Source organism: Corynebacterium sp. HMSC072G08 (assembly GCF_001809185.1).
Lineage (GTDB): Bacteria > Actinomycetota > Actinomycetes > Mycobacteriales > Mycobacteriaceae > Corynebacterium > Corynebacterium phoceense.
The window spans coordinates 50844-67560 of record NZ_KV796401.1 but is presented as its reverse complement, the minus strand read 5'-3'; the positions used below and the strand labels follow the sequence as shown (position 1 = coordinate 67560).

Sequence of the window (16717 nt, the reverse complement as noted above, 5' to 3'; positions counted from 1 at the left end):
GTTGGATCGTGCGAAAGTTTGATACCTAAAGGGGGAAGACTTTCACGTTTCGCTAATCGGGTGAGGAAAGTCACATCAGTGCACGTAAATACGCAACACAACCGTTTCGTAAATCTAAGTCCCCAAGCGTGTTGCGAGTTTTAACATCTGTGACTTAGGCGATCCATGCCTAATGTATTTAATACGGAAATGGGCATGCGCCGGGATCGCTCATTCTTGACTCAAAATCGAATAGTAACCAGCAGTTAAGCGGGTTAATCTAAGGGGCGACTATGGAGGTGTCATGACTGTAAGAAATCCTGACCGTGAGGCTCTCGCTCACGGCCGCATCACTAATGAAACTGTGCGTACCAAGCCGGGCGTTCCGAGCTGGGTACTCAAGCTGACCATGGCCATCACTGGCCTCATCTTTGCGCTTTTCGTTGTCGGTCACATGGCCGGCAACCTCAAGCTCTACTTGCCGAACCACGACGGCGCCCCGGCGCTCGACGTCTACGGCGAGTACCTGCGCTCCCTGGGTGAGCCGCTGCTCCCGCACGGCGCGTTCCTGTGGATGTTCCGTATTGTGCTGCTCGCCTGCCTGGTGGGCCACGTCTATGGCGCATTCGCTCTTACCGCCCGGTCCAAGCAGTCGCGCGGCAAGTTCAAGCGCACGAATCTCATGGGTGGCCTGGATTCCTTCGCCACGAAGACCATGATCGTCACCGGCGTTGTCCTGCTGCTTTTCGTCATCTTCCACCTGCTGGACCTGACCATTGGCGCAGCCCCGGTCGCATCCGCGGCCTTCGAGCACGGCGCCGTGAAGGCTAACATGCTGGCAACGTTTAGCCGCTGGCCCGTGACCATCGTCTATGTCATCGCGATGTGCTGCCTGTTCCTGCACCTGACCCACGGCATCCGCCTTGCTGCGTCTGACCTGGGTATCACCGGCCGTAAGTGGCGCCAGACCTTCCTGGTTCTGGCCTACATCATCCCGGCGGTCGTCTGCTTGGGCAACATCATCATGCCGCTGTCCGTCGCCTTTGGCTGGGTCTCTTAAAGGAGCGTTGTAAACCCATGACTACTACTGAATTGAAGCGCGAGCACCCGAAGTTCACGCACCCGCAGTCCATCGTTCCGGGCGTGACCGCAGGCACCATTCTGGAATCTCACGAGCCGCACGGCGTGCCGATGCGCGACATGTGGGACCACCAGAAGGACCACATGCAGCTGGTCTCCCCGCTCAACCGCCGCAAGTTTGAGATCCTCGTCGTCGGTACCGGCCTGTCCGCTGGTGCTGCCGCCGCTGCCCTCGGCGAGCTGGGCTACAACGTGAAGGTCTTCACCTACCACGACTCCCCGCGCCGTGCGCACTCCATTGCCGCCCAGGGTGGCGTGAACTCCTCGCGTCACAAGAAGGTCGACAATGACTCCGCGTACCGCCACACCAAGGACACCGTCAAGGGCGGCGACTACCGTTGCCGCGAGTCCGACTGCTGGCGCCTGGCCTACGAGTCCGTGCGCGTCATCGACCACATGAACGCTATTGGCGCTCCGTTCGCTCGTGAGTACGGCGGAACCCTCGCTACCCGTTCCTTCGGTGGTGTTCAGGTCTCTCGTACCTACTACACCCGTGGCCAAACGGGTCAGCAGCTGCAGCTGTCCACGACCTCGGCGCTCTACCGTCAGATCGGTCTGGGCAACGTGGAGCTCTTCGCGCACCACGACATGCAGGACATCATCACCTACAACGACGGTGGTAAGAAGCGCGTGGGCGGCATTGTCACCCGCAACCTGATTACGGGTGAGCTCAAGACCTTCACCGGTCACTCCGTCATCCTGGGCACTGGTGGTTACGGCAACGTCTACCACATGTCCACGCTGGCTAAGAACTCCAACGCAGGCGCCATCATGCGTGCCTACGAGCAGGGCGCGTACTTCGCATCTCCGGCGTTCATCCAGTTCCACCCGACGGGCCTGCCGGTCAACTCCGAGTGGCAGTCCAAGACGATCCTCATGTCTGAGTCTCTCCGTAACGACGGTCGCATTTGGTCGCCGGTGAAGGAAGGCGACGACCGCCCGGCCAACGAGATTCCGGAAGAGGAGCGCGACTACTTCCTCGAGCGTCGCTACCCGGCCTTCGGTAACCTCGTCCCGCGTGACGTTGCGTCCCGTGCCATCTCTCAGCAGATCAACAAGGGCCTGGGTGTTGGACCGCTGCACAACTCGGTGTACCTCGACTTCCGTGACGCCATCGAGCGTCTGGGCAAGGATGTCATCCGTGAGCGCTACTCCAACCTCATCGAGATGTACGAAGAGGCCATCGGTGAGTCCGCGTACGAGACGCCGATGCGTATCGCACCGACCTGCCACTTCACCATGGGTGGCCTGTGGACGGACTTCAACGAGATGACCGCCATCGACGGTCTCTTCGCCGCCGGTGAGTGCTCCTGGACCTACCACGGCGCGAACCGCCTGGGCGCCAACTCCCTGCTGTCCGCTTCCGTCGATGGTTGGTTCACCCTGCCGTTCACCATCCCGAACTACCTGGCTGACCACCTTGGCGAGGCTAAGCTGGCTGAGGATTCCGCTGAGGCTGTCGAGGCTCTGAACCGCGCACAGGCGCGCATCGACCGCCTCATGGGCATTCGCGGCGAGAACCCGCACGGCCCGGCGTACTACCACCGCCAGCTGGGTGAGATCCTCTACTGGGGTTGCGGCGTGTCCCGCAACATCGAGGACCTCAAGGTTGCCATCGAGAAGATCCGCGCCCTGCGCGCTGACTTCTGGGCCAACGTCCGCATCACGGGTGCTGCCAACGACATGAACCAGGTTCTCGAGTACGGCCTGCGCGTGGCCGACTACATCGACCTGGGTGAGCTCATGTGCGTTGACGCTCTCGACCGCGACGAGTCCTGTGGCGCCCACTTCCGCGACGACCACCTCACCGAGGATGGCGAGGCCGAGCGTGACGACGAGAACTGGTGCTTCGTCTCCGCATGGGAGCCCGGTGCGGCTGAGGGCGAGTTCATTCGCCACGCTGAGCCGCTGTACTTCGATTCGATTCCGCTGATGACAAGGAACTACAAGTAATGAAACTTAACCTGAAGATTTGGCGTCAGGCCGGACCGACTGAAGAAGGACACTTTGAGGATGTCCAGGTCGATGACGCAGCAGAGCAGATGTCCATCCTGGAGCTGCTGGACCACGTCAACGAGGGCTACATCGAGCGCGGCGAGGAGCCGTTTGCGTTCGCCTCTGACTGCCGCGAAGGTATTTGCGGTACCTGTGGTCTGCAGGTCAACGGCCGCCCCCACGGCCCGGGCCAGAACACTCCGACCTGCCAGCAGCGTCTGTTCCAATTCAAGGACGGCGACACCCTGAAGATCGAGCCGATGCGCTCCGCCGCATACCCGGTCATCAAGGACATGATCGTCGACCGCGCCGCGCTCGACCACGTCATGGAGCAGGGCGGCTACGTCTCCATCATGGGCGGTACCGCCCCGGATGCGGATACCCTCCACATCAACCACGAGACGTCTGAGTACGCCCTCGACCACGCGGCCTGCATCGGCTGTGGCGCCTGCGTTGCCGCCTGCCCGAACGGCGCAGCCCACCTGTTTACCGGCGCCAAGCTGGTTCACCTCTCCCTCATGCCGCTGGGCAAGGAAGAGCGTGGCCGTCGCGCCCGCAACATGGTTGATGACCTGGAGACCAACTTCGGTCACTGCTCTCTCTACGGCGAGTGCGCCGATGTCTGCCCGGCCGGCGTTCCGCTGACCGCAGTGAGCGCCGTCACTCGTGAGCGCGCTCGCGCGGCTCTGCGTGGCAAGGACGACTAAAAGACGCTGTACCCGTGCGAAAAGCATTCGCGCGGGTGCTATAGTCTGTTACTGAAGTTAAAAGAAACGAGAGAAAGTGTCAGCCATGAGCGACAATCATGCAGTAGCTGATTACCTGGAGGAGACCTACCCCGACTTCTCCTACAAGATCCAGGACGGCTACATCGAGGGTTATGATCCCGTCTCCTTCGGTGCTCCGCACTCCTCCCTGCTGCGCATTTCTACGTGGATCGGCATGGGCCTTATCCTGGGTATTCTGCCCGCAGTCGGTACCGTCATCTGGGGTCTGTCCTCCGGCATGTTCTGGGGCGGTTCCTCGTCCGAGGGCAACCAGGCTCAGATCACCCTGTACGTCGGTATCGCTGCGACCATCATCGTCTCCGTCGCCGCTGTGGCGCTGGTGCACTTTGGTCGCCGCTTCTACCGCCAGTACCGTCAGGAGACCGGCCGCGTGAACTAATTCCTCACGCACGCATTCACCCCCGCTGCCCACCCCGGGCGCGGGGGTTTTATGCACCCGAGTCTCGAGATTTTCGCCACTGACAAGGACCCTGCCCCGTGTCCCCGCGAGGGCGCGAAAGGATGACCATGACGCACCGCGCCGCCGAGCCCACCTCTACGTTCGTTCCTTCCCCGAGTAACCAGGAGGCCCGCAGCGCCGAGCTGCGCCGCTGGAAGCGTTACATGCTGCTTCTGCTCGTGCTCGCCGCCGTGGTGTTCCTCAGCTGCTCGTGGTGGCAGAACGCGGCCGGGGGCGCCCCGGGCTGGGTGGGCTACCTGCGCGCCTTCGCGGAGGCCGGCATGGTGGGTGGCCTCGCGGATTGGTTTGCGGTGACTGCGCTCTTCCGGCATCCCATGGGCCTGAAGATTCCGCATACGGCGCTCATCCCGGAAAACAAGGACAAGGTGGGCGACGCGCTGAGCGAGTTTGTCGAGGAGAACTTCCTGACGCCTGATGCATTGAGTGGCAAGATCCACGAGTGGGACGTGCCCCGCAAGGCCGCAGAATGGATCACAGGGGAGGGCAATGCCCATTACGCCTCGGAGATCATCGGTACGCGCCTGGCCTCCGTCATCCGCGACATCGATCCGCAGGATGCGGCGACGATCATCCAATCCCAGATCATCGACCGTGCCATGGAACCGGAGTGGGGACCGCCCGCCGGGCGCGTGCTGGAATCCTTCATCGCCGAAGGCAAGGCCCGTCCGCTCGAGGATGATCTCATCGCCTGGGCTCACGCCAAGATCCTCACCATGGAGGACACGGTGGTCACGACTATCGATGAACGCATGCCGGGCTGGGCCCCGCGCTTTGCTCGCAACCTCGTGGGCGAGAAGGTCTACGCGGAGCTCGTCGGCTTCGCGGACGAGGTCGTCGCGGATTCCAACCATGACGCGCGCCTGGCCATCCGGCGGAACCTCTCCAAGCTCGCGCAGGATCTCCAGTGGGACCCGCAGCTCATCGCCAAGGTCGAGGACATCAAGGCCGACGTTCTCGCCTCCGATCGCATGCAGCGCGCTCCTGAAGCCATCTGGACGTCCGTCTCCGCCACGCTCGTGGACATGCTCGAGGACGAAACCTCGCTGCTGCGCACGAAGATCGAGACCGAGCTCGACGCGTATGGCCAGCGCCTGCTCGCGGACCCCGAAAAGATGGCGGAGCTGGGCGAGCTCGTGGACAAGGCTGCCCGCTACCTCGCTGAGAAGTTCGCGCCGGACCTTGTGAGCATTATCCCCGAGACCATCAAGAGCTGGGATGCCACGGAAGCCAGCGAGAATATCGAGCTCATGGTGGGCAAGGACCTCCAGTTCATTCGCTTGAACGGCACCCTCGTGGGTGGCTTCGCGGGCTTGGCCATCTACAGCGCGAACCAACTCTTCCTCCTTCTCACTTAAGTCATCTGGGATGGCTTCAATCGTCCCGTCTGCCCGCGTCCCGCCTACACTTGGTACTAAATACCCACAGAGAAAGGACCAGCCATGAGTGTCATGGACAACCTCAAGAAACTGTCCCAGTCTGAAACAGTCAAGGCCGCCGGTGCCTCCGTCGCGGAGGTCGCGAAGACCTTCGGCGAGAACGTCAAGGCAGATCGCGCCGCCCACCCGCAGGAGGCCACGCCGGCCGATGCCTCGCTGACGGACAAGGCCACGGCCGCAGCCAAGGAGTGGGGCGGCGTCCTCCGCCGCAGCGTCGAGGCCACCGCGGGCTCCGAGTCCGTCGCCAAGGCCAAGGACTCCCTCTCCGAGGCCGCCACGGAGGTGCGCACTACCTTCGGCACCAAGGGGGTGCAGCAGCCCAAGCCCAGCGCAGATGACAGCGTGGTCGAGGGCGAAGTAATCTCTAGTGACGATCCCGGGCAGTCCCCGTACGCTTAGACCCCTCTCGCAAAGGAAGCACTGTATGTCCTTTACTTCGGCCGTCCTCAACGGCATGAACCTGCTCTATTACGGCCTCTACGCCGCCGTGGGCATCGCCGGCCTCGTCGGCTTTGTCCTCATCCTTATGACGCGCGCAGACGCCTTTGAGGTCGGCGACCGCCAGCCCAAGGCCGTGTGGGCCGCGCTCGTGGGAGTGTCCGCCTTCGTGTTGCTCATCCCCATGCCGGGCCTGTCCATCTTCACCTGGGTCGGCGCCGTCATCGTCGGTCTGTACTGGTTTGACGTGCGCCCGCAGCTCAAGGACATCATCGGCGGCGCCAACAACGCATGGTAGCCGAGCTTTCCGATGTCGCCTGGCTCGCCGCCCGCACCTACCGCTGGGCGGCAGACGCCCAGGCGAGCTTCGCCTGGGACGCCACCGGCTACCGCGGCATCGTCGTCCCACCCACGCATATCGCACACGCCCTGCGTGCTGGTGATGAGCGTGTAGTCGCCGTCGCAGGCTATCCCACCGGCCGCCACCACAGCCTCATTAAGGCCTCCGAAGCCCGTCTCGCCATCCAACAAGGTGCGCACGAAGCATGGGTGAGCGTCGACGACACGAACGCCGATCCCAATTCTGTCCTTGCCGATCTCATCGCGGTGCGCGAGGCCTGCCCCCGCCCCGCTGAACTCGGTCTCCTGCTCCCCGCAGAGGGAGCGCTTTCCGCAGCTCAACTCGCCGAGCTCGCCGCGACCGCGGGCTATGAGCGCGTCATCGCGGACGCCCCAGTCGACGCAGCCCTTGAGGTTGTCGCCTGGGCCGCTGACGACGATGCCGCCGTCGCCGCTCTCGGGGCTGGCGCCGCGGCGCTCGTTCGTCCTTAGGTGTTCGCAGGCGCGGTGGCCGGCGCCTCCGTCGGCGCTGCGCCGCCGAATTGCTCGCCCATCTCGTTGAGCTTGACGTTCTCGCCCGAGATATCGATCGTGATGTCGCCGGCGCCAACGTCCACGCGGTCGATGCGCATGGTATCGCCCGCAACCTGGTTCTTCAGGCCCTCGCTCAGGGCATCCGAAATCTGGTTGGTGACCTCTTCCGGCAGATCCCACGCGAGCAACTTGGAGCCGGTGGCCTCGAAGGCGAGCGCGCCGTGGCGGGCCTCCGGCTTGAGGGTGAGCGTGAACAGGCCACCAGCGAACTCGACGTCGACGACGTCTTCCGCGTCATTCGTGGTGAGGTTCGTCATGACGATATCGCCGAGCATGTCCTGGCCGGAGCGGCTCGCGATTTCATTTTGGAGCGTGACGAGCAGGTAGTCCGTGGGCAGCGTCGTGGTCGTCTGCAACGACCGCGCGACCGGATCCTGGCTCATGGTCATGCCCTCCATGTGGATCTTCGTGGCGGGCTGGCCCTCGATGGTCTTCGCTTCCTTGTCGATCGTGAGCGTTGAGGGCGTGTCCATGTTCATCTCGCTAATCTCGCCGCGAGCGAGGCCGAAGAGGAGCGGCGTCGCGCCAAAACTTACGTTGGCGCCTTCTGCGCCTTGTTCGTCGAACTGCTTCGTCATCTGTGAAGACATGAACCAGCGCAGGCCGAACTCCACGAGAAGGGCGAGCACGAGGAGAGCGACGAGCACGATGAGAACAACGCGCCAGACGCGTGCACCCACGGATTTCTTTCCAGACGAAGCAGACATGGTTAACAATGGTGCCCGTGTTACGCCCGTGGCGCAACTGCTGCCCAGTCGATGGTGAGCCAATTGTCGGAGTAACGGCGGCGCTGCGGCACGAGCGGCCAGCCTTCGGCCACGAGCTCCGCATGCGTGTGCCGCCACCGCACCCGTGGCCCGTGCGGCGCCCAGCCCGCGTTATTCGCCCATGCCTGGTCCGCTGCCGCGAGGAACTCGTGGATGGGCTCGCCCGGCACGTTGCGGTGAATGAGTACCTTGGGCAGGCGCTCCGCGACCTCAGACGGCGTCTCGAGCTCGAACGGATCCCAGTCGAGCGTGAGCGTCTGTGGTCCCTCTGCGTTCAACAGAATCCACGCGCACCGCCGCCCCAGCTCGTCGCACGTGCCCTCGACGAAGAACCCGCCGGGCGCTAGGCGCTCGATTACGGTCTCCCACGCCTCGTGGACCTGGTCCACGTCGTACTGACGCAGCACATTAAACGCTCGCACCAGCTGTGGACGATAGCCCGCGAGCTCGAATCCGCCGAGTTCAAACGTCACGCCCTCGCGCGGCGGCAACACACGCTCCGGCGAGATCTCTAGGCCTGTGACCCGCACGTCGGGGCGCACGGTGCGTAGCCACCGTGCCCATTCACATGTCGTTGTATGGGACGCGCCGTAGCCGACATCCAACGCCAAGGGGGCGGCATCGGCGGGCCCAGCAAGCTGTGCCCGGAGTAAAGACGAAATCTGCGGGTGTGCGACCATCCAGCGGTCGCACTTGCGAAGGCGATTCTGGTTGGTGGTACCGCGGGTAATGACGCCAAAAGGCCGACCCGCGCGGGCGGTGGCCCGGAGATTATGCGCGTGGTCGGCCATTCGGGGTACAGATTTTTAGAGGTTTGCTTCGATCCACTGGGAAGTGAGGTCGGCCTCGTTCTGGTAGAGCTCGCCCAGAGCCTCGGCGACCTTGGGCTCGATGGCAGCGCCCATCATCGGGATGTTGACGGAGACCTCGGAGACGTAAGAGGCGACAGTCTTATCCTCGCCTTCTGCCTTGTACGTGATATCGCCCTTGAAGTCGACCGGGGTGCCCTTGACGTCAGCGACGAAGGAGTTGGACAGCTGGTCAGCGGCGACCTCGCCGATGGTGACGGTGCGCTTGACCTTGAGAGCCTGGGACACCATGGCGCGCACGGCCTCCGGCAGGAGGGTAGTGGGCAGAACCTCGAAGAGGACGGCCTGGTTCTCGGTGAACTCGTGGACCTGGCCCGGCTCCGGCGACAGGGTAGCCACGATGTGCTCCCAGTATGCCTTGGTGGTGAAGGCCTGGTGGACCTTCTCGAGCGGCTGATTGATGATTACGGTGTTTTCGCTACGGGTTGACATGGTTTTCAGACTACCTTGGTAGGCGTGCTTGATTCATTTCTGACCCAGCGACTGTCCGCAATTGACGGCGTTTCCTTGGACGATTCTCAGACATTCGCCGATCTCACGACGCTGCGCGTGGGTGGCGCGCCGCAGGTCACGGTGGTCTGTGAGTCCGCCGCAGCCGCCGTGTCCGCCCTGCGCGAACTCGACGCAACGTCCACGCGCTACATGGTCGTGGGTGGCGGATCCAACCTGCTCGTCTCCGATGATCCGCAGGACATCGTCGTCGTGCGCCTTGCCTTCGAGGACATCGACGTCCATGTCGCCTTCGGCCTCGTGCGTGCGGATGCGGGCGCTACCTGGGACGACGTCGTCGCGATGACCGTCGACTGCGGCCTGGGCGGCATCGAGTGCCTCTCCGGTATCCCCGGCGACGCGGGCGCCGTGCCTGTCCAGAATGTCGGGGCGTATGGTGCGGAAACTTCCGACGTCCTCACGCAGATTTACCTCTATGAATCTGCCACCCGCTCCGCGGCCTGGGTTCCTGCCTCGTCTTTGGACTTGTCTTACCGCTACTCGAACCTCAAGTTCACCGGCCGCGGCGTCGTGCTCGCCATCGAGCTGCAGCTCACCACCGACGGCCTGTCCAAGCCCCTGCGCTTTGGCCAACTTACGCAGAACCCCGGCGAGCGTCGCCCCGTTGCTTCCGTGCGCGACGACGTCCTGCGCCTGCGCGCTTCGAAGGGCATGGTCCTCGACCCCGCCGACCACGACACGTGGTCCGCTGGCTCCTTCTTTACCAACCCGATCGTTTCTTCTTCTACGGCTGACGTGATTCAGTCGAAGGTGCGCGTAGCCCGCGGCGACGAGGATGCGGACCGCATGCCCCGCCACGCCGTCCCCGCAGGCTCGGACGGCGAGGAAGTAAAGCTGTCTGCAGCCTGGCTCATCGAGCGCGCCGGGTTCGCGAAGGGCTACCCGGGCTCCGGTCCCGCGACTTTGTCCACGAAGCACACGCTCGCGCTCACGAACCGCGGCGATGCGAAAGCCGCCGATATCGTGGCGTTGGCCCGCGACATCCGGGCTGGCGTCCTCGCCGCTTTCGGTGTCGAGCTCGTGCCGGAGCCCATTTGGTTGGGTGTGTCCATCGACGAGTAGTTTTCAAGCGCTCGCAACGGCATTTCACGACAACGAAGCCTCAGATTTTTCGAAAATCTGAGGCTTCGTTGTTCTGAAATCCGGCTCGGTGTGAAGTCGTGGCGCTACGCCATGACCTCGAGCCACTCGTCCTTCTTCGCGAGGTACGCGCGGGCTGCTTCCTGCGCGCCCTCGAGGGAGTGGCTGGCACCCCAGCCACACTGGCGCTCGTTGGCGGCGGGAACTTCAGTGGCGGTGAGAATATCGTTTAGGCCGTTCTCGAGCGCCATGAGGAGCTCGTCCTGCTCCATGTTGTAGGTGATGGCGTAGAAGCCGGTCTGGCAGCCCATCGGCGCGAAGCCGATGAGCTTATCCGTGTAGTCGCGCATAAAGTTGGCCATCATGTGCTCAATGGAGTGCATCGTAGGCATCTCCAGGTGCTCCTCGTTGGGCTGGCAAAAACGCAGGTCATACTTGATGATCTCCACGTCGTCGCTGAGGCGCTCGCGCTTGGCCACGCGTACGTATGGGGCCTTGACCAGGCGGTGGTCGAGTTCGAAGGATTCCACGTTGCTCTTTGTCATGGTCTCGAGTCTATCGTTCGACTTCCGCGAATCCCGATTTAAAGTCCCAGCGCCGGGGCGATGGCCTGCGACCACGCCTTTGGCAGTTGGTGCTCGAAGAACTCATAGGAGTGCGAGCCGTAGTTCTCGCGTGCGTAGGTGATGTCCACGCCGGCGGCGCGGGCCTTGGCCACGAATTGGTCGGTCATGGGGCGCGAGACTGTCTCCGCGAGCATCTCCTGGAAGTCGTCGACGTCGTACGGATCCTTTGTCATGGGCGTGCCGTTTCCGGTGGTCACCCACACCTTGATGCCGCGCAGGCGCTCCGGGTGTGCGGACGGATCGTTGTCATCCCACGCCGGGTCATCCGGCCAGCCGAAGGCGTTGACGAGGTCGCCGCCCAAGCGCGCGGTCATGACCGTGTTAAACGCGCGGCCGATGACGGACGACGGCGCCGGATACGGGGAGAAGCCCACGGCGGCTGCGAACTTGCCATTGGACTTCGTCGCGATGTTCAACGCAGCCGAACCGGACATGGACAAGCCCGCGATGGCCGAGCGGCCATCGCCGTGGAACTCATGCTCCATGACGTAGGGCAGCTCCTGGGAGTAATACGTGATCCACTTGTTCATGCCCAATCCGGAATCGTTGCGGCGCCAGTCCGCGAACTGCGAGCCACGCCCACCCACGGCGGAGACGACGTTGACCGGTTTGTCGGCGAAGAAGTCTTCGTAGTTGGTTTGCGTGTACCACGTGGAGCCGAACTCGCCGCCCTCGGAGCCCTGCATGAGGTACACCGTGGGACGCGGGGCATCGGTGGTCGGCTTCACGTAGTAGTTGGTGATGGTGCGGTCCATCGACGGCGAGTAGACGTCGATTTCGTAGACGTTCTTCTCTACGTGGCGGGTATCGACCAGCCGTGCACCCGAGCCGTCCGTGGTCGGCGTATTCGAACCTCCAACCTGGGGCAGTACGGTAGAAGAGCCCTGCGGGAAGTGCGAAGGCTCAAATCCCGGGGCGAGTCCAGACAGGATTTCCGAAGGAGCGAAGTTCGAGGACTGCGCGAGCGCCGGAGCGGCAGTCGACGCAGCAAGGAGCGCAGCAGCGCAGGCTACGGCCGCGCGAGAGAAAGTAAGAGACATGCCACGAATGTAGCCGGTGGCGGGGTCCTTTCCTAATGGCAGCACAGCAGCCGAACCAAAGTTAACTTTAAATTCCGTCCGGAATAGGCGGAAAATAAAACTTAACTTTAAATTGTTGGCGCCATTGGTGAAAATCTGAAGTAAACTTTAAGTCATGACTCGCGCACATGAACTTCGCACCCGCAAGGACTACCTGCAGACATTGGTGGATTGGGACGCGGATCCGGCAACTAACGGCATGGTGAGAGTAATAAGTGGTGTGCGACGTTCGGGAAAGTCGTCTCTACTGGAGCTTTATAAGCAACACGTTGGTTCCGATAAGGTCGTGTCTGTCAACTTTGAGGATTTTTCCACTCTGGGGCTTCGTGAAGCCCAGCGGTTTCACGAGGAAATGACGACACGAATTGCAGCAACGGGGGCGACGCATCTTCATGTGGATGAGGTTCAGGAGCTCGACGATTGGCCACAGGTTATTAACTCGCTGCGGCTTCACGAGAATCTCACCATCACGGTGACAGGTTCGAATGCTTCCATGTTCGTGGGCGAGGGACTTACATACCTAGCTGGGCGCTATATACAGCTGGAGATGTTTCCTCTTTCGCTTCATGAGTACTCCTCTTTCGCTCCGGAAGCTCCTTCTCAGCCTGCGGCTCGTTATGCGGAATGGATGCGGGGTACGCTGCCAGCCGCGGCGCAAGCAGGATCTGCGAAAATCCGACGGGAGATCAACAACGCCATTTTTGACTCTATTTTCGCGCGTGACATTGCACTGCGAGGTGCAATTAAAGATCCTGACATCTTCATGAGGGTTGCGAGCTTCGTATTCGATAATGTGGGATCGCAGCTGTCGTCTCACAAGATTGCCAATTACCTGACATCTGCGGGTGCAAAAACGACGCAACCAACGGTGGAGCGGTACCTCGGTCTTTTGGTCGATGCGCACATGCTCTATCGCTGTGACCGCTTTGATGTCCGTGGGAAAGCACATCTCAAAGGCGGTGCCAAGTATTATTTCGTCGACCCAGGACTGCGTGACGTGTTACTTGGAGCGAACTCGTCGAATACCGGGCACGATCTGGAAAATATGGTCTATCTCGAGCTGCTTCGCCGGGGATTCTCGGTCGCAGCAGGAAATGCGCCGCAGGGAGAAATCGACTTCGTGGTGACGCGGGATAAGGAACGCTATTATGTGCAGGTCGCGCGCACGGCCATGGATGATAAGACGCTGCATCGGGAGCTGTCTTCTTTCCGGGGCCTGCCCGCTGGCAGCCATTGCATTCTCCTCACATTCGATGCAATGCCTCTGAACACTGGAGAGGTAGTACATCTCCATGCCGCTGATTTCCTGGACGGCGCCCCGTTGCGTTAGGCCAGCAGGTCCCTAATCGCCGCCGCATCGAGCGCCGCCCCGCTGGTCGCGGAACCGGTGGGCTCGAGGAAGGCGCTGGACAGCGCGCGCTTGGTGTCCTGGAGGGCGACGACCTTGTCCTCGATGGTGTTCGCGGAGACCAGCCGGTAGACCGTGACGGGCTGCGTCTGGCCAATGCGGTGGGCGCGGTCGATGGCCTGGGCCTCCGCCGCCGGGTTCCACCACGGGTCGGCGACGATAACGTAGTCCGCCTGTGTGAGGTTGAGGCCCACACCGCCGGCCTTCAAGCTAATGAGGAAGACCTGCGTGTTACCTTCTGTGAACGCGCGGATGGCGGTGTCGCGGTCGCGCGTGCCTCCGTCGAGGTAGGAGAAGGAGACACCCTCGGCTTCTAGCCGAGTACGAATCTCTGCGAGGTAGCTCGTGAACTGGCTAAAGATGAGCACACGGTGGTCCTCGGCCAGGATGTCGCGCAGAAGCCCGGTCATTGCGTCGAGCTTGGAGCTGGGTGCGGCGGACTCGGGTTCCACGAGCGTCGGAGAAATCGCGAGCTGGCGCAGACGGGTGAGCGCGGCGAGCACCTCGACGCGGTTGGACTCGGGATCCTCGGTGAGCAGGTGAAGCACGCGCTGGCGCTCGCGGGCCAGGTGCACGTCGTACAATTTGCGGTGCGCGGGCGCGAGCTCCACCGGCACGACCTGCTCTTGGATGGGCGGCAGGTCGAGCGCCACGTCAGCTTTGCGACGACGCAGCAGGAACGGCTCGACGCGGCGGCGCAGCTCCGCCATGCGCGTCTTGGACAGCTCCGTGTCGTTGCCTGCGATGGGCTTTTCGAAACGCTCACGGAACTGCTGGAAGCTCCCCAACAAACCGGGCGCGGCGAGGGAGAACTGGCTCCATGCGTCTTTGAGCGAGTTCTCAATCGGGGTCCCCGTCACCGCGTAGAGCACCGGCGCCTGCAGGTCGCGCACCGCTGCGTAGATCTTGGATGTCGGGTTCTTCACGTTCTGTGCCTCGTCGAGCACCACGCCCGCCACGCCCAACGCCTGGTACTCGGATGCCTCGAGACGCAGAAGCGTATACGAGGTGACGAGCACATCCGCCGACTCCGCCAGAGATTCCAGAGAATCTTGGCGTCGTTTCGACGTCGCGTCCACCACCGCCACCCGCAGTGACGGCGCGAATTTCGCGGCCTCGGCCTTCCAGTTGGAAACCACAGACGTCGGCGCCACGACCAACCAGGGACCGGCGCCAGAATCGAGGATCATCGACAAAAACTGGATGGTCTTGCCCAAGCCCATGTCGTCAGCCAACACACTGCCGAATCCACGCCGCCGCAGGCTTGCCAGCCAGCGGAAACCGTCTTCCTGGTACGGGCGCAGCGTCGCGTCCAACGCAGCCGGCACGTCGAACGAGGGCAGCTCCGTGTGCGCCGCTGCCACGACCTTGTCGAGCCACGCGCGCTCATCGACCTGGAGCGCGTCGAGCTCGCCTAGCTGGTCCCACCAGTCCACGCGCGTCTTCGGCACGCGGACGGCGCTGCGGCGGGCATCGGAAAGCCCCTGCGCCTCCTCGAGGAGCTGGGCAAACTTATCGAATTGTGGCGAGTCGAGGTGCGCGTAGTGCCCGTTTACGATGAGGATGCGCGCCTGCGAGCGCAGCGCCCGAATGACCTCCGCGAGCGGCACGCCCTGGCCGTCGACACGGACTTCCATCGACAAGTCGAGCCAGTCCTTGTCCTGCCCCTCGAGCCCCGCGTGGAGCTCGATGGACTCGGCCGCCTCCAGTCCAAGGAGCTCCCGCGCGCCGGGCGATAACCGCGCGTCGACGCCCGCGGCTTCCAGCTGCGGCAGCGTCTCATGCAGGAATTCCATGAGCTCCGCGCCGATCATCTCGCGATCCGTGAGGTCGAAGCCCTCCAGGCCCGCCAGCAGCTCGCTTTCCGATTCCCCGTTGCGCGTCGGGTCCGCGTCCGTCCCCAGCGCGTACGTGCGCCCATCGGAGTAGGCGAAGCAGAACTCGACGGCCCCGCGCAACAGATGGGCCGTGGCCGTGACAAACGCCCGCACCACGGGCGGTGCCGGTGGCGTGGGCACAAACGACTCGTCCGGACTGCTCCACCCGGTTGCACGCAGTCGCGGCAGGAACTTCTCTTCGAATTCGGCGCGGCCCTCCGGCGGCACCGTGATGGGGCGGCGGGCTTCCCGCAGGCGCTGCCATTCCACTGGTGCGCGGTGCCGGAAGCGTCCCAGGTTCAGATACCCGTCATCATCGAACCATGCCGCACCGCGCGCCTCATATCCCAGAATGAGTGGGGGATGGTCGCCGGACTCTACGATCGCGGCGTGCATGCGCAGCCCCTCATCATTTTCGGTGACGTGCACGGTTGGGGTGAGTGGATCTTCATGGAGGATGACGAGCCCTCCGCCTGCCGTGGCGAGCTCGATGCCGTGCCCCTGGGCTTCGTCCAGAAGCGCAAAGAACTCGGGATTGCGGAGACTACGCAATGACTGAGGCTGGCTATGAACGTCGTAAGAACCGGCCTCGGAAAGAATTTCAATGAGCCTGTCGCGGTCGCGTTCTGCCACCGGATGACCGGTGCCGTTCTCCAGCTTGGCCAGCGTCATGTCAGAGCTCACCCACCCGCGTCCGTTTTTACGCGGTCGGCCGCCGGTGACGCTGAGGTTGCGCAGCACCGCATGATCCCCCACAACGTCAAAGTCGGTCTCGAAGACCACCGCGACTGGCGTGGCGGCCGAGGACTCTGCGGATTCCACAGGCAGGTATTCCTCTAACAATTCCTGCCACGTCGGCTCGCGTCGTACAGGCCGGCGGCGCCGTCCCCACCCCAGTACCTCGCTGAGCACCTCCCGTGTTTCGCGGAAGCTGTCCGTGTGCTCCACAAGGTGGTCAACAAACGCGCCGAACGCGCCCAACGGCTCGCGCTTGTCTATCCCGCGATAGTCACGGTGGTGCTTGAGTGCCAGCGCCACCGCGTGCTTGCACCGCTCGCCATATGGGCACGCGCACCACGAGTTAAATGCCGCGACCACCCCGTCGGTGCCCAGCGTGTAGTCGACCGTGACGAAGTACTCGTCCCCACGCGACCCGGTGCAGTAGCCCGACACCTTGGCGCCCTCGCCCCGGGCAGCCTCGACGGACTCGATGCGCGCGGCATCCTGCGTGGCCAGCGCTACCCCGCGCTGGACGACCCGCGGGTCTACGAAGCTATTGAGTGTCTCTGTCCTTACACCGCACATGCTACGGGAGGGTGCCGACACGAGGTC

General features: G+C 63.0%; 16 protein-coding genes. 10 read left to right on the top strand and 6 right to left on the bottom strand.

The genetic code is table 11. The features are described from left to right. Window positions 1-283 precede the first annotated feature (283 nt). The 8 genes from HMPREF2559_RS02940 to HMPREF2559_RS02905 all read left to right on the top strand — a co-directional run bounded on the left by HMPREF2559_RS02940 (window position 284) and on the right by HMPREF2559_RS02905 (window position 7067). Window positions 284-1039, top strand: a complete 756-nt coding sequence (locus tag HMPREF2559_RS02940; protein ID WP_066489516.1) for a succinate dehydrogenase cytochrome b subunit — start codon at window positions 284-286, stop codon at window positions 1037-1039. Between the two features lie 17 nt (window positions 1040-1056). After that, window positions 1057-3072, top strand: coding sequence for a fumarate reductase/succinate dehydrogenase flavoprotein subunit (locus HMPREF2559_RS02935; RefSeq protein WP_066509886.1), 2016 nt, complete (start codon window positions 1057-1059; stop codon window positions 3070-3072). Further along, on the top strand, window positions 3072-3821 hold the full coding sequence (locus HMPREF2559_RS02930) for a succinate dehydrogenase/fumarate reductase iron-sulfur subunit (RefSeq protein WP_066489533.1): 750 nt from the start codon (window positions 3072-3074) through the stop codon (window positions 3819-3821). Before HMPREF2559_RS02935 ends, HMPREF2559_RS02930 begins: the two co-directional genes overlap by 1 nt. A gap of 85 nt (window positions 3822-3906) precedes the next feature. Then, entirely contained in the window at window positions 3907-4281 is a 375-nt protein-coding gene (locus tag HMPREF2559_RS02925; RefSeq protein ID WP_066489539.1) for a hypothetical protein, read from the top strand. Between the two features lie 128 nt (window positions 4282-4409). Further along, the gene (locus tag HMPREF2559_RS02920; protein ID WP_070539493.1) at window positions 4410-5717 is read left to right on the top strand and encodes a DUF445 domain-containing protein; all 1308 of its coding nucleotides are present in this window, start codon (window positions 4410-4412) and stop codon (window positions 5715-5717) included. A gap of 84 nt (window positions 5718-5801) precedes the next feature. Then, window positions 5802-6197, top strand: coding sequence for a hypothetical protein (locus HMPREF2559_RS02915; protein WP_066489551.1), 396 nt, complete (start codon window positions 5802-5804; stop codon window positions 6195-6197). 25 nt (window positions 6198-6222) lie between these two features. Beyond that, window positions 6223-6534 (top strand): DUF2516 family protein, encoded by a 312-nt coding sequence (locus tag HMPREF2559_RS02910; protein WP_068801377.1) that lies wholly within the window; start codon window positions 6223-6225, stop codon window positions 6532-6534. Further along, complete coding sequence (locus tag HMPREF2559_RS02905; protein ID WP_148138765.1) at window positions 6528-7067, top strand: deoxyribose-phosphate aldolase; 540 nt, start codon at window positions 6528-6530, stop codon at window positions 7065-7067. The genes HMPREF2559_RS02910 and HMPREF2559_RS02905 overlap by 7 nt, the downstream gene beginning before the upstream one ends. On the opposite strand, the gene HMPREF2559_RS02900 is transcribed toward HMPREF2559_RS02905, so the two are convergent. Genes HMPREF2559_RS02900 through HMPREF2559_RS02890 form a run of 3 tightly spaced genes read right to left on the bottom strand, consistent with a single transcriptional unit; the run spans window position 7064 to window position 9237 of the window. After that, entirely contained in the window at window positions 7064-7876 is an 813-nt protein-coding gene (locus HMPREF2559_RS02900; protein WP_068801376.1) for an LmeA family phospholipid-binding protein, read from the bottom strand. The genes HMPREF2559_RS02905 and HMPREF2559_RS02900 overlap by 4 nt on opposite strands. A 20-nt stretch (window positions 7877-7896) precedes the next feature. After that, complete coding sequence (locus HMPREF2559_RS02895) at window positions 7897-8727, bottom strand: class I SAM-dependent methyltransferase (protein WP_066489554.1); 831 nt, start codon at window positions 8725-8727, stop codon at window positions 7897-7899. A gap of 15 nt (window positions 8728-8742) precedes the next feature. Beyond that, window positions 8743-9237: a DUF2505 domain-containing protein gene (locus HMPREF2559_RS02890; protein WP_066489565.1), complete on the bottom strand. Its 495-nt coding sequence runs from the start codon at window positions 9235-9237 to the stop codon at window positions 8743-8745. A gap of 24 nt (window positions 9238-9261) precedes the next feature. Between HMPREF2559_RS02890 and HMPREF2559_RS02885 the strand changes: the two genes are divergently transcribed. Beyond that, the gene (locus HMPREF2559_RS02885; protein WP_066489569.1) at window positions 9262-10377 is read left to right on the top strand and encodes a UDP-N-acetylmuramate dehydrogenase; all 1116 of its coding nucleotides are present in this window, start codon (window positions 9262-9264) and stop codon (window positions 10375-10377) included. 104 nt (window positions 10378-10481) lie between these two features. Here the strand turns inward: HMPREF2559_RS02885 and HMPREF2559_RS02880 are convergent, their stop codons facing one another. Further along, the gene (locus tag HMPREF2559_RS02880) at window positions 10482-10940 is read right to left on the bottom strand and encodes an S-ribosylhomocysteine lyase (protein ID WP_066489573.1); all 459 of its coding nucleotides are present in this window, start codon (window positions 10938-10940) and stop codon (window positions 10482-10484) included. A 38-nt stretch (window positions 10941-10978) separates the two neighbouring features. Beyond that, complete coding sequence (locus HMPREF2559_RS02875; RefSeq protein ID WP_066489576.1) at window positions 10979-12061, bottom strand: alpha/beta hydrolase; 1083 nt, start codon at window positions 12059-12061, stop codon at window positions 10979-10981. Between the two features lie 154 nt (window positions 12062-12215). On the opposite strand from HMPREF2559_RS02875, the gene HMPREF2559_RS02870 reads away from it, so the two are divergent. Beyond that, entirely contained in the window at window positions 12216-13430 is a 1215-nt protein-coding gene (locus HMPREF2559_RS02870; RefSeq protein WP_070539491.1) for an ATP-binding protein, read from the top strand. On the opposite strand, the gene HMPREF2559_RS02865 is transcribed toward HMPREF2559_RS02870, so the two are convergent. Next, window positions 13427-16690 carry a DEAD/DEAH box helicase gene (locus tag HMPREF2559_RS02865; protein WP_083297756.1) on the bottom strand — a complete coding sequence of 1088 codons (3264 nt, stop codon included), beginning with the start codon at window positions 16688-16690 and terminating at the stop codon, window positions 13427-13429. The two genes, HMPREF2559_RS02870 and HMPREF2559_RS02865, sit on opposite strands and share 4 nt — an antisense overlap. Window positions 16691-16717: the final 27 nt, after the last annotated feature.

Coding starts and splice junctions, on each gene's coding strand:
- HMPREF2559_RS02935 (WP_066509886.1), top strand. CDS start 1,057: ATGACTACTACTGAATTGAAGCGCGAGCACCCGAAGTTCACGCACCCG.
- HMPREF2559_RS02915 (WP_066489551.1), top strand. CDS start 5,802: ATGAGTGTCATGGACAACCTCAAGAAACTGTCCCAGTCTGAAACAGTC.
- HMPREF2559_RS02925 (WP_066489539.1), top strand. CDS start 3,907: ATGAGCGACAATCATGCAGTAGCTGATTACCTGGAGGAGACCTACCCC.
- HMPREF2559_RS02875 (WP_066489576.1), bottom strand. CDS start 12,061: ATGTCTCTTACTTTCTCTCGCGCGGCCGTAGCCTGCGCTGCTGCGCTC.
- HMPREF2559_RS02880 (WP_066489573.1), bottom strand. CDS start 10,940: ATGACAAAGAGCAACGTGGAATCCTTCGAACTCGACCACCGCCTGGTC.
- HMPREF2559_RS02890 (WP_066489565.1), bottom strand. CDS start 9,237: ATGTCAACCCGTAGCGAAAACACCGTAATCATCAATCAGCCGCTCGAG.
- HMPREF2559_RS02865 (WP_083297756.1), bottom strand. CDS start 16,690: ATGTGCGGTGTAAGGACAGAGACACTCAATAGCTTCGTAGACCCGCGG.
- HMPREF2559_RS02930 (WP_066489533.1), top strand. CDS start 3,072: ATGAAACTTAACCTGAAGATTTGGCGTCAGGCCGGACCGACTGAAGAA.
- HMPREF2559_RS02905 (WP_148138765.1), top strand. CDS start 6,528: ATGGTAGCCGAGCTTTCCGATGTCGCCTGGCTCGCCGCCCGCACCTAC.
- HMPREF2559_RS02940 (WP_066489516.1), top strand. CDS start 284: ATGACTGTAAGAAATCCTGACCGTGAGGCTCTCGCTCACGGCCGCATC.
- HMPREF2559_RS02910 (WP_068801377.1), top strand. CDS start 6,223: ATGTCCTTTACTTCGGCCGTCCTCAACGGCATGAACCTGCTCTATTAC.
- HMPREF2559_RS02900 (WP_068801376.1), bottom strand. CDS start 7,876: ATGTCTGCTTCGTCTGGAAAGAAATCCGTGGGTGCACGCGTCTGGCGC.
- HMPREF2559_RS02895 (WP_066489554.1), bottom strand. CDS start 8,727: ATGGCCGACCACGCGCATAATCTCCGGGCCACCGCCCGCGCGGGTCGG.
- HMPREF2559_RS02870 (WP_070539491.1), top strand. CDS start 12,216: ATGACTCGCGCACATGAACTTCGCACCCGCAAGGACTACCTGCAGACA.
- HMPREF2559_RS02920 (WP_070539493.1), top strand. CDS start 4,410: ATGACGCACCGCGCCGCCGAGCCCACCTCTACGTTCGTTCCTTCCCCG.